Below are 14,707 nucleotides of genomic sequence, written 5' to 3' on the forward strand. Positions count from 1 at the left end.
ATATTATAAGAGCATTTAACAATAATAGATTAGCATTCCGATAAAAATAGTATCGTAATACATAAAATGCTATTAAAGCATAACTATTTTGACATTCTATCCCTTTAAGCGTTATATTAATTATGATATTTTCTACATCTATATCATTAAGCAGTTTTTTATAAGCAGTTTAAAATTAAGAGGTGTAATATGGGTATCTTAAATAATATTTTTTCTAAAGTGTTTCCTAGTGCTCAAGCAACAGTAGATCATGCTGTTGAGGCAGTAAAAGATAAAGTCGGAGATATTACTGGCTCGGTTAAAGATACAGTATCAAAAGGTACTGAACAGGTTAAGGAAAAGACAGAGCAGAGCACATCAGCATCAAATGTTGATGTTACGTCTATTCTTGATAATTTAGCTAAAAAACATCCTGAAGCGCTTAACTGGAAAACATCTATTGTTGACTTGTTGAAATTGTTAGGCATAGATAGTAGTTTAGATGCGCGTAAAAAATTGGCGCAAGAGCTGAATTATACCGGTAGCACTGATGATACAGCAGCAATGAATACTTGGTTAATTAAAGAAGTTATGAAGAAAATTGCAGAGAAAGGCGGCAATATTACTCATTTATTTTCTTGATTTTCCTATCTTAAAATAATAGCAATCCACCCAATATTGGGTGGATTTTTTATAATAGCCAATTAGCTATTGTACCCTTTCGCGCTAAATCAACAAATTGCCTTAAAAGCGTGTAATTGGTTCATTGCAGCATCAATCCCCTGAGATAATATAATATCAGTACAGCGCACTGATTCATCAATAGCTTGATCAATTAACGCCTGCTCTGGTTTAGATGGGGGGGTAAGAACGTAACCGACAACTTTATTCTTATCGCCTGGGTGACCAATACCAATTCTTAATCGATAGAAATTTAAATTATTACCCAATTTACTAGCGATATCTTTCAGCCCATTATGCCCACCATGACTACCACCAAATTTAAGTTTAGCAATACCAGGATTCAGATCTAGTTCATCATGTACAACTAATATTTCTTCTGGGGTTATTTGGTAAAATTTTGCCATAGCTTGCACCGCTTTACCACTTAGGTTCATGAATGTAGTTGGTACTAACAAACGCAGATCATGATTAGAAATATTGACTCGTGATGTGTAGCCAAAAAATTTTGGCTCGTTTTTTAATGATTGATTATAACGCTGAACCAATTGCTCAATAAACCACGCACCAGCATTATGCCTTGTTGCAGTATATTCATTTCCTGGATTGGCTAGCCCTACAATCAGTTTTATCGTTGTCATAATGTTTATTATTTGTTGGTTTTCTTGTGAAAAAAGCCCCAAATGGGGCATTTTAATTAATGGTAAAATAGATTATTGATGGAACATAGCTGAAATTGATTCTTCGTTACTGATCCGACGAATTGCTTCAGCAAGCATACCTGATAGTGTTAACTGGCGAACATTTTTCAGTGCTTTTACTTCAGCTGTTAGTGGAATTGTGTCACAAACAACAATTTCATCAATAGCACTGTTTTTAATGTTACTTACTGCTTTTCCTGAAAAAATTGGGTGTGTTGCATAGGCAAACACTCTTTTGGCACCCCGCGCTTTTAAAGCATCGGCTGCTTTACAAAGTGTTCCTGCTGTATCAATCATATCATCCACTAAGATACAGTCTCTATCCGCAACATCACCAATGATATTCATCACTTCAGCTTCATTTGCACGCTGACGACGCTTATCAATAATTGCCATATCAGTATCATTAAGGAGTTTTGCAATAGCTCGAGCTCGAACAACACCGCCAATATCAGGTGAAACTACGATTGGACGCTCAAACTCACGCTGCAACATATCTTCTAAAATAACAGGGCTACCAAATACGTTATCGACAGGTACATCAAAAAAACCCTGAATTTGTTCTGCATGAAGATCAACGGTTAAAACCCTATCAACACCAACAGTGGATAAAAAATCAGCAACGACTTTAGCGGTAATAGGTACACGAGCCGAACGAACTCGGCGATCTTGTCTTGCATAACCAAAATAAGGAATAACAGCAGTAATACGACCCGCTGATGCACGTCGCATAGCGTCGATCATGACCAGTAATTCCATTAAATTGTCATTGGTAGGAGCACAAGTTGATTGAATAATAAAAACATCTTCACCACGGACATTTTCATTGATTTGGACATTAACTTCACCATCACTAAAACGGCTTACCACAATGTCACCAAGTGAAGTATAAAGGCGATTAGCTATACGCTTTGCTAGTTCGGGTGTGGCATTACCAGCAAAAAGCTTCATATCAGGCACGAGAAATCCTCAAGCATGTATTGATGATTACTTAATTGTAATCGGTTAAATCGGGGCTATAATTATATAATCATTTATCTATCATGCTCAACCACAATATAAAAATATTTAATAAGTTTTTATAAATCATTCATTAAAAAATTCAACTGTAAGATACTTTTGCTGTGAGGAAAAAATCGAGTAAACTAGCAAGCAAACTATCAATTAGCTTTAATAAATTTCATAACCTAAGTAGATACTGTGATGAACGAACAATTAAACTCAGATAACGAAAATATCAAATCTAAAAGAACCATTCGTAGTTTTGTTTTACGACAAGGTCGTTTAACGAAAGGGCAAGAACAAGCACTAAACAATTTATGGCCTGTTTTTGGAATTGAGTATGATGCAAATTCACCCATTTATTTTGCTACTGGCAAACCAACCGTTTTGGAAATTGGATTTGGTATGGGGGCTTCGTTAATTGAAATGGCTAAAAATGCACCTAATAAAAACTTTTTAGGCATTGAAGTGCACAAGCCTGGGGTGGGGGCTTGTTTAATGGCTATTGAAGAAAACCAATTATCGAACTTAAAAGTGATGTGCCATGACGCTGTTGAAGTATTAGAAAATATGATCCCTAATCATTCACTAGATAAAGTGCAAATCTTTTTCCCTGATCCATGGCATAAAGCAAGGCATAACAAACGTCGTATTATTCAGCCTAAATTTGTACAATTAATTCGCCAAAAATTAAAATTGGGCGGTATTTTGCACTTAGCAACGGATTGGCAACATTATGCAGAACATATGTTAGATGTTTTAAATCAGGCAGAAGGTTTTGAAAACTTATCGCCAAGTAGCAACTACATTCCAAGACCTGATGATAGACCGATTACTAAATTCGAAAAACGAGGCCAGAATTTAGGTCACGGCGTTTGGGATCTCCAATTTGTAAACAAATAATTATGTAAAGGAGCTACTATGCAAAATGAAACGATCAATCTACTTTGTCAGCATCGCTCTATTCGTGCTTATAAATCAATAGATTTAACTCAAGAGCAAATAATGTCAATTGTTAGATCAGCTCAGTCGGCTTCTAGCTCTAATTTTATTCAATGTTCGACAATTATTCGTATTACTGACCCCAATAAGCGTGAAAAACTAGCTTATTATGCTGGTGGCCAAAAATATGTTAACCAAGCCCCTGAATTTTGGGTGTTTTGTGCCGATTTTAATCGGCATTATCAAATTGATCCACAAATAAGCCTAGGGAAAGCTGAGCAGCTATTATTGGGCTGTGTTGATACTGCTATTATGGCACAAAATGCAGTGATTGCTGCTGAATCCTTAGGATTAGGCGCTGTATACATTGGCGGATTGCGCAACAGCCTTGATAAAGTTACTCAATTACTTGACTTGCCCAAATACGTCCTTCCACTTTTTGGACTTTGCCTTGGCTATCCAGATGATAATCCAGAAATAAAACCAAGATTACCACAAGATCTAGTCTTTTTTGAGAACCATTATCGCCCCATTGATAGGGAAATTTTGGCAAAATATGATGTTCAAATGGATGATTACTATAAAACTCGTAGTACTAATCAAAAAGCTGGCGGTTGGAGCAGTAAAATTGTGAATACAATAAACAACGAGCAACGCGATTTTGTTTTAAATTATTTGCATAAACAAGGATGGATCATCAAATGAATAATAATCATTATCAGCTAGATAAAGTCGTTATAATTAGTCGCCACGGTATTCGTACTCCATTACACAATACTTTACAGTTTTTAGAAAAAGCAACGCCTTTTAAATGGCCAAAATGGAACCATCCATATGGTTATTTAACAACACGAGGTGGCGTGTTAGAAGCCTATTTTGGTCACTATCTATCAACTTGGCTTGAAAAACACAATATAAAATTATCAACAACCGATACCAAATTATTTGTGTATGCTAACAGTTTGCAAAGAACAGTTGCAACCGCTCAATTTCTGACAATTGGCGCTTTTGCTGGGTATGATATTCCTATTCATCACAAATATCCTATTGAAAATATGGATCCGATTTTCGATCCTAGTTTGCAAGATGATTCACCAGAATTTAAATATGCAGTATTGCATGATATTAAAGAAGCCAACAAAGACACCAACATTTTTGAAAATCTAGCACCTGCTTATCAAATCCTTTCCGATATTTTAGATTATAAACATTCAAAATTATATGCCGAATATCAATGTAATTTAGCTAAAATCCCATCACAACTCTATTTCAAAAAACATGAAGAACCAGCGCTACTTGGACCTCTTGCAATAGGAACTTCGGCCGTTGATGCGTTTTTATTACAATACTATTCAGCCTTTCCCAAAGAACAAATTGCATGGGGAAGGCTAACTAGCCAAGAACAGTGGCAACAAATTATCGCTATTCGTAATCAATATATTCGTTTAGTTTTCCAATCTAAAACGCTTGCTAAACATTCTGCTACGCTCATTATCAATATGATAAATGATCTAATGCAACGAGATAATAAAGTAAACCTACTTGTTGGCCATGATAGCACTATTGCCGCATTATTTGGTGCATTAGACTTTAAAGACTATCAACTACCAAATCAATTTGAAACAACGCCTATTGGTGGCAAGGTCACTTTACAGCGTTTTCGTCACCTACCTACAGATAAATACTTTTTTAAAGCCGAATATATTTATCAAAGCTTTGAACAACTACATAGCGGGCAAGCGCTTGATGCCAATAATCCACCACAACATTATCAGCTACATTTGAACAATGCTTCTGTTAATAGTGATGGTTATTACGATTGGTTAGACTTTGAAAAACGAATGAAACCTTTTAGAACGGAATAATACACGATTTAATTATCCGACTGACACCATAAATAGCTAATAATTATAAAAGTTAGGCTAATTCTATTTAGCAACAGGTTAATTATCAAAACGTTTCAGGTAGAATTATATTTAAGTATAAATATTCATTATTGGGCTTACTTGAATATTAGGTAGGTATAATATTCAAGTAAGCTAAATTAGTACAATAATGTAATTTATTTCAAAACTAATTGCCATTAGCAATTCCAACCAATTATTTTAATCTTATTTTTCTAAATTCTAAACATAAATCTAGATGGGTAAAGTTATATAAAATACAAAATAAAATTAGTAATAAAATATAATCGATTTTACCAAGTGTTATCCCGATCACTTTTTCCTCGTTCATTCCATTATTTGCCCTTTTTTTGACTTTTAATTAGCCTAATTTTGTGTAAATCAGGGTTAACAAAACATCTTCTTTGGATTGTCATACAGCTTTCTGTGTTGTTTGCCTCATTTTTATCTTTGTTTTAGGATCGTTGCTGCAATTTAATGTAACCTTAGGTGCAATTGCTAGTAGGTTTTGTTTTGCAAAACAACTATATATTATGTTTATATAGGTTTTATGTATGTTAAAATAGGATTTGAAAGATCATACCTAGTTTTTGGTTTTATCGCATTTAGTTTTACGCGAATATCTTCTTTCACACTATCAGTCCGTAGTCCATGGGATCTATGGAAGCAGAAAAACAGCAAACAATCTGAGCTCTGGCAGATACTCTCTGTAATAATTACATTAGATTAGGGTATATTATGAAAATATTAGTTACTGGTGGATGCGGATATATAGGAAGCCATACGTGTGTCCAACTTATTAAATCCGGTTATACACCAATTATTATTGATAATTTGTTCAACAGTAAAGTATCAGTATTAGATAGAATACAAAAAATCACAGGTCAATCGGTCGATTTTTATCAAGGTGATGTGTGTGATGAAAAATTATTAGCTAAGATCTTTACAGAACATGATATCAAAGCAGTGATTCATTTTGCTGGGCTAAAAGCAGTTGGTGAATCAGTACACAAACCTCTCGAATATTATGAAAATAACGTTTACGGCAGTATCACTCTAATGAAAGCAATGCGAGAGGCAGGTGTTAAGCAGCTAGTGTTTAGCTCGTCGGCCACCGTTTATGGCGAACTCGCCCCTGTACCTTATGTTGAAACCTTGCCACAAGGACTACCGACCAGTCCATATGGCAAAAGTAAATTAATGGTAGAACAATGTATCATGGATTTAGCTGTTGCCGAATCTGATTGGTCACTGACTATACTACGGTACTTTAATCCTGTTGGAGCCCATTCAAGTGGGTTGATGGGGGAAGATCCTCTTGGCATCCCTAATAATCTTATGCCATATATTACTCAGGTTGCTGTAGGTAAGCGAGAATCATTAGCCGTTTTTGGTAATGATTACCCAACAACAGATGGAACTTGTATTCGTGATTTTATACATGTCGTTGATTTAGCTGATGGACACATTGCTGCACTAAAAACCGATCACAACAAAGCTGGTGTTCATATTTATAATTTGGGTTCTGGTATTGGTTACAGCGTATTACAAGTGATCAAAGCTTTTGAAAAAGTATCAGGAAAAGCGCTTAACTGGCACTTTGCGCCAAGGCGATCTGGCGATTTACCCGCATTTTGGGCTGATGTCAAAAAAGCAGAACATAAATTAGGTTGGAAAACCAAATTAACGCTAGATGACATGGTAAAAGATTCGTGGAATTGGCAATCAAATAACCCTCAAGGCTATCCTGATTAAATTGATAAAATAAAAAAAGTAAAATAGAAGTAAAAATAGCTAATTTTAACCCGGTTGATCATTCTCAGTCGCTATAATTTATTGATCAACCAATAGGTGCGCGTTTCGCCACATAGAGCGAAACGCTCCCGACAAGGACAATAAGAGACATTTACTCAAGAACAAAATCCTAGTTATTATTCAATTGTTTTTTTGTACCTTAAATGGCACTAAGTGAGCATTAATTGGTCAAAATGCCGAAAACCAATTGTGGCATAATGGTTCAATTAATATTTGCGCTTGAACAAAGTGAACATGCATTACTGATCGATAGCCGATCATTAAAAGCTAAACTTGTTTCTATTCCTAGAGATTTTTCTGTGATTATCATTAATTCAAATATCAAACGAAGTTTAATTAACAATGAATATAATGTTCGATGTAAACTATGTGAGGTAGCAGTCAAAGCCCTTAAAGTAAAATAACTAAGAGATGCTTCATTAACCGAATCACAATATATTTAAAACTTGCTTGCTCCCATTGTATTCAAACGGTCTCATTATGTAATCACTGAAAACGAACGCACGCTAAAAGTGACGCAAGCTTTAGTGGTAATTATAAATTATTATCAATACTTATGATCAATAGCCACAACTTAACGCGTGATGATTATTGAAATAATTCACGGCGTAATCGGTAAACTAGATGGTGTACGGATGGTTAGTGGTAGCTTTGGCGGATATGTTGTGGTATTAGTGCCAAAAGATAAAGTCAATGCGGTTAGAGCGGTTGTTAGCGATAATTAAGCTAACAAATTGGTATTAAAGAAGGTTTTTACAACTGTAAATAAAGTGAATGGAGTAGTGCGATATTCTTATAAAACAAATTATTACACTTTTAAATAGGCAAGCAATTCATATCAAATTTCCAAACTGAGGAGGTGACATGATTCTCTTGTATATTATCTGTTAACGAGAAAAATTGCGAAGCCTTATTTGAATGCCAATCACTAGAACAATACCAACAATAAGATGCCTATTTAGGTGTTACAATTGATATTAACAATAAACATTATCTAATTGCCAATCTGTTATATGGTGGAAAATTAGGTTTTGACAAAAACGATAGCAAATTTAAGCCCAATCCGAGCAACAGGTAATATTTTGATTAATTTCTCCTGATAAAGAGTAGGGTGGCTGGCTAGCTGAGTGTAAAAGTCACTTATATACTTGCCGATTATAACAAAGTTATTATTGCGTTCCACGCAATCTCAACAAAAGCCACATCAGTTAATTTAACTAATTATGCTTATTTTAATCTTAATGGAGAAACAAGTTAGAATATCCTTAATCACAGTTTAAAAGCAAATGTCAATTATGCTATACCTGTGGTGCTAACGTCATTCACAATAATTATTTGGTGAAAACCATCAAGTACGATATGGGTTTGTAATAACCCGAACTTTTATTTAGGCAAACTACATGAAAGCCTTGAGCGGTAAATAACTGGTGGTTATGGGCATATTTACTTATTAGATAAAACACTGACTATTCAACTCAACTTATTTTACTTGCGCAAAAAGTAATAATGAATGTAATAACAACTCAACCTTCATTACAAATATATACAGGTTGTTTTTTCAGAATAAGCCAAACTGATACAATGGTAAATATGGGAATTTTGCAGGTGTAGCACTAGAAGCACTGTTTTTACCCGATAGTTCTCGTCATATTGAATGGTCACAACCAAGTAGGCTTTTACAGACTTAACAAATTCATGATCACCTAACGACTTAATTTGTTATAAATTAAATCATTTGACTCATTTACGGACATATATTGATAGAAACTAGCTTTTTTCTGTAAGTATTCCTCGTATATGTAAATTGAATAAAAGAATTTGTACGTTTAAACTAACAATCCTAATCAAAATTGGGTATGATACGGTTATCATACCCAATGGATAAATATAAAATATGACAAGCAAAGCCTTAACAGCTATTTTTCCGGGCACTTTTGACCCTATCACCAATGGTCATATTGACCTTGTGACACGAGCCTCGCTACTATTTCCTCGATTAATCGTTGCTATTGCTGAAAATCCTAATAAACAAACACTGTTTACCCTAGAAGAACGGGTAAATTTAGCATCAACTTCGGTCGAGCACTTGCTTAATGTCGAAGTGATAGGATTTGATAATTTAATGGCAAATTTTGCTCAAACTCATAATGCTACAGTCATTGTTCGTGGAGTCCGAACAACACACGATTTTGAATACGAAAGGCAACTTGCTGAAATGAATCGTGCGTTAAAATCCGATTTAGACACCATTTTTTTAATGCCATCAATTGCGATGGGGTTTATTTCATCAACAATCGTGAAAGATGTCGCCTATCATGGTGGTAATATCACAAATTTAGTGCCAAAGCATGTCAAAACAGAATTACTCAAACGCTTAATATAAATTAAAAAAACGTCTATGGCTAATTTTTATACCCAACAGAAAAAAAAACTTACTAAACAAAAATTGACAGTAACAATTGCATCCTTAGATGCTTTTGGGCAAGGAGTTGCTAGTTATAAAGGTAAAACAGTTTTTGTTAAATCAGCTTTGCCTGATGAAACCGTTGATATTGAACTGACTGAAGACAAAAAAAATTATGCTAAAGCCAAAGTCATTAGATATCATAATCAAAGCCAAAATCGCGTTAAACCACAATGTCAATATTATCAGCAATGTGGTGGTTGTGAATTGCAACATATTGCCCCTCATTTGCAACAACAAGCAAAATATAATGCATTAATTAACCTGCTACAAAAAGAAACGGGACAATCTTTAGCAAATATTACTCAAAATTCCCCCATAATTATTGCCGATCAGCCTTACCATTATCGGCGGCGAGCAAGGCTTTCAATTAATATAGTTAAAGGCGAATTAGTTATTGGATTTCGCCAAGCTGAGTCAAACAAAATAATTAATATTAAACGTTGTCCCATATTAGTTAATGAATTAGATACACTGCTAATACCATTGCAAAGTATATTTAGCAATTTTAAACAGAAAAAAGCACTTGGTCATATTGAATTAATTTCAGTCGACAGTGGTATTATTATTGTTTTAAGGCATACTATGCCTTTACTTGAGTATGATGCTAACTTATTGAAAGATTTCGCAGAAAATCACAACCTTTCACTTTATTTTTATGGTAAAGATTTAGTACATATTACAGGTAATACTGAGCATTTTTATTTAATTAATCATTTAAAATTAACTTTTAGCCCTCTAGATTTTATCCAAGTAAATTGTAAAATAAATCAAAAAATGATCAATCAAGCTCTTGATTGGTTAACATTACAACCAACTGACCAAGTCTTAGATCTCTTTTGTGGTATGGGTAATTTTTCATTACCTATAGCAACATTAAGTAAAACAGTAACAGGTATTGAAGGTATTGATGCACTGGTTGAAAAAGCAAAATTTAACACTATATTAAATAGTAATAGGATTTGTGCTGAAACCAATTTTTTAGCTAGCAACTTAGACGATACTCAACAATTTTCGATATGGAGCCAATCACAATTTAATAAGGTATTATTAGATCCAGCAAGAGCGGGGGCATTAAATGCAGTAATAGAAATTGCAAAATTAGCTCCATCTAAAATTGTTTATATATCATGTAACCCTGCTACTCTAGCTCGCGATAGCAAACAACTTATAGATGCAGGATACAAAATTGCTCAAGTTGCTATTTTAGATATGTTTCCACAAACCAAACATATTGAATCAATGTTGTTGTTAATAAAATCAGGAACATAATTTATGGTAACTATCAGAGGCGCGCACCAACATCGAGAAGAACATTATTCTCTTGCTCAATTTGAAGTTGAGCAATGGGCAAAACAAGAACTATTATTAGCTAACCCAGCATCTTATAAAAAGTTTAGAGAAGTTTGGGATTTTTGTTTTGAAAACAGCGCTGGAGCCTCTGAGCAATTTTTCTGTTTCCAAAATGCTATCGAAATGGTTGAGATCCTATCGACTCTAAATATGGACATCAATAGTTTATGTGCTGCTTTATTGCTTCCTTTTGTTGATGCCAAAATTATTCGCCGTGAGGATATCCCTGAAGATTTTGATCGTGAAATTTCTCACATCATCTCTAACATTGTTAAAATGAAAGAAATTCGTCAATTGCGTGCAATCCGCAACGGTAGTGCTACAACAGAACAAATTGATAGTATTCGTCGCATGCTATTGGCGATGGTTAATGATTTCCGAAGTGTAGTCATCAAATTGGCTGAGCGTATTACCTATTTACGTAATTTAATCAAATCTCCCCAAGAAGAACAAGTTTTGGTAGCTAAAGAGTGTTTTAATATTTATGCACCTTTAGCCAATCGCTTAGGAATAGGGCAATTAAAATGGGAGTTAGAAGATTTCTGTTTCCGCTATTTATTCCCAGACGAGTATCGGCTTATTGCTAAAAAATTGCAAGAAAAGCGATTAGATCGTGAATTATATATCCATCAATTTGTTAAACATCTACAAAAACTGATGAACAAAGATCATATTCGCGCAGAGGTTTATGGTCGTCCTAAACATATTTATAGTATATGGCGGAAAATGGAACGTAAACATCTTGAATTCGAAGATCTATATGATATCCGAGCTGTGCGTATTATCTGCGATCGAATTGAAGATTGTTATAATGCCTTAGGCATCGTCCACAGCCATTACAAACATATCGCTAAAGAATTTGATGATTATGTTGCTAATCCCAAACCAAATGGTTATCAATCAATTCATACTGTCGTTTATGGCCCACAAGATAGGGCCATTGAAATTCAAATCCGTACTGAACAAATGCACAACGATGCAGAACTAGGCGTTGCTGCTCATTGGAAGTATAAAGAAGGTAGTACCGACAAAATGACAGCTTATGACCAGAGAATTTCTTGGTTAAGAAAATTATTAACATGGCAACAAGAAATGTCTGAACGTGGCGAAATTCAAGAAGCCGTTCGTAGTCAGATTTTTGATGACCGGGTTTATGTTTTTACACCGAAAGGCGATGTTGTCGACTTGCCAGCACGATCCACACCACTTGATTTTGCTTATCATATACATAGTGATGTTGGTCATCGTTGTATCGGTGCCAAAGTTGGTGGTCGAATTGTGCCTTTTACCTATAATTTAAAAATGGGCGATCAAGTTGAAGTTATCACTCAAAAACAACCTAACCCAAGCCGTGATTGGCTAAATTCTAATACAGGATTTGTTAACAGTAGCCGAGCAAGAGCCAAAATTCAAGCATGGTTTAAAAAACAAGATCGTGATAAAAATATTGTTGCTGGTGAACAAATACTAGCAAATGAACTTGAACCGCTAAATATTAGTTTAAAAAGTGTCGAAAAAATCTTAATCAATAAATATAATGCTCACTCTTTTGAAGAGGTATTAGCAGGTATTGGTAGTGGTGATGTAAAAATAAATCAATTAGTCAATTTCATCAATGCACAATTTAACAAACCAACAGCGAAAGAAGAAGACGAAGCAGCATTAAAACAGATTGCCCAAAAATTTAATGCACAAACAAAAAATACGAATAAAGCTAGTAATAAAAAAGGCGGTGCAATTATTATTGAAGGTGTGGGTAACCTAATGTATACCATTGCAAACTGTTGTCGCCCCATTCCTAACGATCCAATTACAGGCTTTGTTACTCAAGGACGAGGGATCTCAATTCATCGGGCTGATTGCGAGCAATTACAAGAACTAAAAAATCATGCACCAGATCGTATCACTCAAGCGACTTGGAATAATACTATCAATTCAAGCTACACAATAGCGGTACAAATTATTGCTAACGATAGGAGTGGTTTGTTGAGAGATATTACCACTATTTTAGCTAATGAAAAGGCAAACGTTCTTGGTTTAATTAGCCGCTCAGATATAAAACAACAATTAGCGACTATTGATGTAGACATGGAAATTTCTCATCAAGAATCGTTAAGTCGAATACTCAATAAAATAAAACAGCTATCTGATGTTATTGAAGCCAAACGTTTTCATGGGTAAAACGGCTGGCGGTTAATTAGCAAAATTGCCACAATCTGATCTGTGGCAACATATTGATAATTATATTCTTTCTAAAATTTCAAATTGGTAATCGTAAGCGTTTTTATCGTCGGCTTGATGATTCTCACAATAAGCTTGTCGCCATGAATCAAATCTGTAATCTGGGAAAAAAGTATCGCCTTGTACATTAGCATTGATATGTGTTAAATAGAGCCGATCCACCATAGATAGCACTTGGTGATAAATATTGCCACCACCGATAATAAACGCCTCATCTGCCACTTGGCTTTTAGCCACTAATAATGCTTCATCAATCGACTTCGTCCAGCTAATATGCTCATGGTTAATAACCAATTTTTCAGTTTGGCGACTAATAATAATATTGTGTCGATTGGGCAAAGGTCGACCTATAGACTCAAAGGTTTTCCGTCCCATAATAACAGGTTTATTAAGTGTGTTTTTTTTAAACCATGCCAGATCTGCAGGCAAATGCCAAGGCATCTGATTATTTAAGCCAATAACACGATTATGTGCCATCGCAACAATAATACTTAAAATCATTTTTTCCTTTTTATACATAACCCAAAGATTTAATATGTTTATTTACATTCTCAGGAAACACCGTCTGGCTCCAAAGTCGCTCACTCAAAGAACGTAACGGCTCCTTTTGCCCAGCAACAATCCAATTAGCTAGCGCTGTAGCCACATCAGGATAAATTATCGGCTTTGGCGAGGGTAAATCAAGCCAATACTTTAGCTTAATACCGTTTAAGTTTTCCATAACTGTTGCCATATCAAGTGATTGTAAACATTGAGCATTATAGATTTGTTCAAATTGTCCTGAAACTGGCTTAGTAAGAATTTTTTTACCAAGCGCTAATGCTTCGGAAATCAACGCAAATCCTGTATTTGAAATAATTCCTGAACAACTAATCAGCTCATTTGTAAAACTATCTCTACCTAGTGGTTTCAAAGATACATTGCCATAGCTAGTAACTTGTTTTATCTCTGGATGGAAACAGATAAATTGATAATTATTAAATGGTTTTAACATATTAATCACTTCATCTATGCTTTCAAAAGGCAAGTAGACTACGATCTTGCCATCTTCTGATGGTATAGCTTGGAATGAGTCTATCATTGGTGGTAGTAACTTATGCCCAAAATGAAACCAATGTAGGCCAATAGGTTCAGTTACCGGAGCATAATACTTCATAATCACATTTGCAACTAGCCCATATTCTTTAGGCTTAAGATATTCGCATACGGCCTGATTGCTTATTCCTAAACAGTCACGATCCTGATGATGTGCAGCCCAAGCGCTCACTGGTTCAAAATCGCTGATAATACAGTCATACTTTGATAAATCAAGCTCATACACATCTTTTATAAGCCTGAAAGCTCGGATTCGTTGCACGGTTTTACGAAAATTAATTTTTCCATTCTGTGTTGCAAAAGTTACTCCACGGAAAGTTCTATAATTCCCAAAAACTTCCATATCAAAATAATCTTTAGGATCACGTCCACTGAAAATATAATCAACATCAGCACCAGCTTTTTTCAATGCTTTAGCTAGTGTTCTACAACGACTAACATGACCATTACCTGTTCCTTGAACACCAAAGAGAATTTTCATATCTTTATTATTCGTCAATTTTAACTATATAAATATAATAGCAGAACAG

General features: G+C 34.8%; 15 protein-coding genes. 11 read left to right on the forward strand and 4 right to left on the reverse strand.

Annotated features, from left to right (window positions below):
• The first annotated feature begins 189 nt into the window (after nt 1-189).
• On the forward strand, nt 190-621 hold the full coding sequence (locus A9G28_RS01975) for a DUF3597 domain-containing protein (RefSeq protein ID WP_065567627.1): 432 nt from the start codon (nt 190-192) through the stop codon (nt 619-621).
• A gap of 89 nt (nt 622-710) precedes the next feature.
• On the opposite strand, the gene pth is transcribed toward A9G28_RS01975, so the two are convergent.
• Entirely contained in the window at nt 711-1,301 is a 591-nt protein-coding gene (pth, locus tag A9G28_RS01980) for an aminoacyl-tRNA hydrolase (RefSeq protein WP_065567777.1), read from the reverse strand.
• 72 nt (nt 1,302-1,373) lie between these two features.
• Complete coding sequence (locus A9G28_RS01985) at nt 1,374-2,321, reverse strand: ribose-phosphate pyrophosphokinase (RefSeq protein WP_065567626.1); 948 nt, start codon at nt 2,319-2,321, stop codon at nt 1,374-1,376.
• Between the two features lie 240 nt (nt 2,322-2,561).
• On the opposite strand from A9G28_RS01985, the gene trmB reads away from it, so the two are divergent.
• From trmB to relA, 10 genes are all read left to right on the forward strand, one after another.
• On the forward strand, nt 2,562-3,266 hold the full coding sequence (gene trmB / locus A9G28_RS01990; RefSeq protein WP_065567625.1) for a tRNA (guanosine(46)-N7)-methyltransferase TrmB: 705 nt from the start codon (nt 2,562-2,564) through the stop codon (nt 3,264-3,266).
• A gap of 18 nt (nt 3,267-3,284) precedes the next feature.
• Entirely contained in the window at nt 3,285-4,010 is a 726-nt protein-coding gene (nfsA, locus tag A9G28_RS01995) for an oxygen-insensitive NADPH nitroreductase (RefSeq protein ID WP_065579600.1), read from the forward strand.
• Nucleotides 4,007-5,170, forward strand: coding sequence for a histidine-type phosphatase (locus A9G28_RS02000; protein ID WP_176702102.1), 1,164 nt, complete (start codon nt 4,007-4,009; stop codon nt 5,168-5,170). Before nfsA ends, A9G28_RS02000 begins: the two co-directional genes overlap by 4 nt.
• 547 nt (nt 5,171-5,717) lie before the next feature.
• Nucleotides 5,718-5,939 (forward strand): MFS transporter, encoded by a 222-nt coding sequence (locus A9G28_RS13990; protein ID WP_442903253.1) that lies wholly within the window; start codon nt 5,718-5,720, stop codon nt 5,937-5,939.
• A gap of 8 nt (nt 5,940-5,947) precedes the next feature.
• Nucleotides 5,948-6,964: a UDP-glucose 4-epimerase GalE gene (gene galE / locus A9G28_RS02005; RefSeq protein ID WP_065579602.1), complete on the forward strand. Its 1,017-nt coding sequence runs from the start codon at nt 5,948-5,950 to the stop codon at nt 6,962-6,964.
• 644 nt (nt 6,965-7,608) lie between these two features.
• Nucleotides 7,609-7,749 (forward strand): hypothetical protein, encoded by a 141-nt coding sequence (locus tag A9G28_RS13485; protein ID WP_176700903.1) that lies wholly within the window; start codon nt 7,609-7,611, stop codon nt 7,747-7,749.
• A 398-nt stretch (nt 7,750-8,147) separates the two neighbouring features.
• The gene (locus A9G28_RS13995) at nt 8,148-8,282 is read left to right on the forward strand and encodes an aldose epimerase family protein (protein ID WP_081297805.1); all 135 of its coding nucleotides are present in this window, start codon (nt 8,148-8,150) and stop codon (nt 8,280-8,282) included.
• Between the two features lie 636 nt (nt 8,283-8,918).
• Complete coding sequence (gene coaD, locus A9G28_RS02015; protein ID WP_065567620.1) at nt 8,919-9,407, forward strand: pantetheine-phosphate adenylyltransferase; 489 nt, start codon at nt 8,919-8,921, stop codon at nt 9,405-9,407.
• A gap of 15 nt (nt 9,408-9,422) precedes the next feature.
• Entirely contained in the window at nt 9,423-10,760 is a 1,338-nt protein-coding gene (gene rlmD, locus A9G28_RS02020) for a 23S rRNA (uracil(1939)-C(5))-methyltransferase RlmD (RefSeq protein ID WP_065579604.1), read from the forward strand.
• A gap of 3 nt (nt 10,761-10,763) precedes the next feature.
• The gene (gene relA, locus A9G28_RS02025) at nt 10,764-13,022 is read left to right on the forward strand and encodes a GTP diphosphokinase (RefSeq protein WP_065567618.1); all 2,259 of its coding nucleotides are present in this window, start codon (nt 10,764-10,766) and stop codon (nt 13,020-13,022) included.
• Nucleotides 13,023-13,082: 60 nt separating this feature from the next.
• On the opposite strand, the gene folA is transcribed toward relA, so the two are convergent.
• Nucleotides 13,083-13,583, reverse strand: a complete 501-nt coding sequence (folA, locus tag A9G28_RS02030) for a type 3 dihydrofolate reductase (RefSeq protein WP_065567617.1) — start codon at nt 13,581-13,583, stop codon at nt 13,083-13,085.
• Nucleotides 13,584-13,593: 10 nt separating this feature from the next.
• Nucleotides 13,594-14,658, reverse strand: a complete 1,065-nt coding sequence (locus A9G28_RS02035; RefSeq protein ID WP_065567616.1) for an MJ1255/VC2487 family glycosyltransferase — start codon at nt 14,656-14,658, stop codon at nt 13,594-13,596.
• Nucleotides 14,659-14,707: the final 49 nt, after the last annotated feature.

The organism is Gilliamella sp. Fer1-1 (genome assembly GCF_001690825.1).
GTDB classification, from domain to species: Bacteria; Pseudomonadota; Gammaproteobacteria; order Enterobacterales; family Orbaceae; genus Gilliamella; species Gilliamella apicola_C.

Coding starts and splice junctions, on each gene's coding strand:
- A9G28_RS01975 (WP_065567627.1), top strand. CDS start 190: ATGGGTATCTTAAATAATATTTTTTCTAAAGTGTTTCCTAGTGCTCAA.
- pth (WP_065567777.1), bottom strand. CDS start 1,301: ATGACAACGATAAAACTGATTGTAGGGCTAGCCAATCCAGGAAATGAA.
- nfsA (WP_065579600.1), top strand. CDS start 3,285: ATGCAAAATGAAACGATCAATCTACTTTGTCAGCATCGCTCTATTCGT.
- A9G28_RS02000 (WP_176702102.1), top strand. CDS start 4,007: ATGAATAATAATCATTATCAGCTAGATAAAGTCGTTATAATTAGTCGC.
- galE (WP_065579602.1), top strand. CDS start 5,948: ATGAAAATATTAGTTACTGGTGGATGCGGATATATAGGAAGCCATACG.
- A9G28_RS13485 (WP_176700903.1), top strand. CDS start 7,609: ATGATTATTGAAATAATTCACGGCGTAATCGGTAAACTAGATGGTGTA.
- coaD (WP_065567620.1), top strand. CDS start 8,919: ATGACAAGCAAAGCCTTAACAGCTATTTTTCCGGGCACTTTTGACCCT.
- rlmD (WP_065579604.1), top strand. CDS start 9,423: ATGGCTAATTTTTATACCCAACAGAAAAAAAAACTTACTAAACAAAAA.
- relA (WP_065567618.1), top strand. CDS start 10,764: ATGGTAACTATCAGAGGCGCGCACCAACATCGAGAAGAACATTATTCT.
- folA (WP_065567617.1), bottom strand. CDS start 13,583: ATGATTTTAAGTATTATTGTTGCGATGGCACATAATCGTGTTATTGGC.
- A9G28_RS02035 (WP_065567616.1), bottom strand. CDS start 14,658: ATGAAAATTCTCTTTGGTGTTCAAGGAACAGGTAATGGTCATGTTAGT.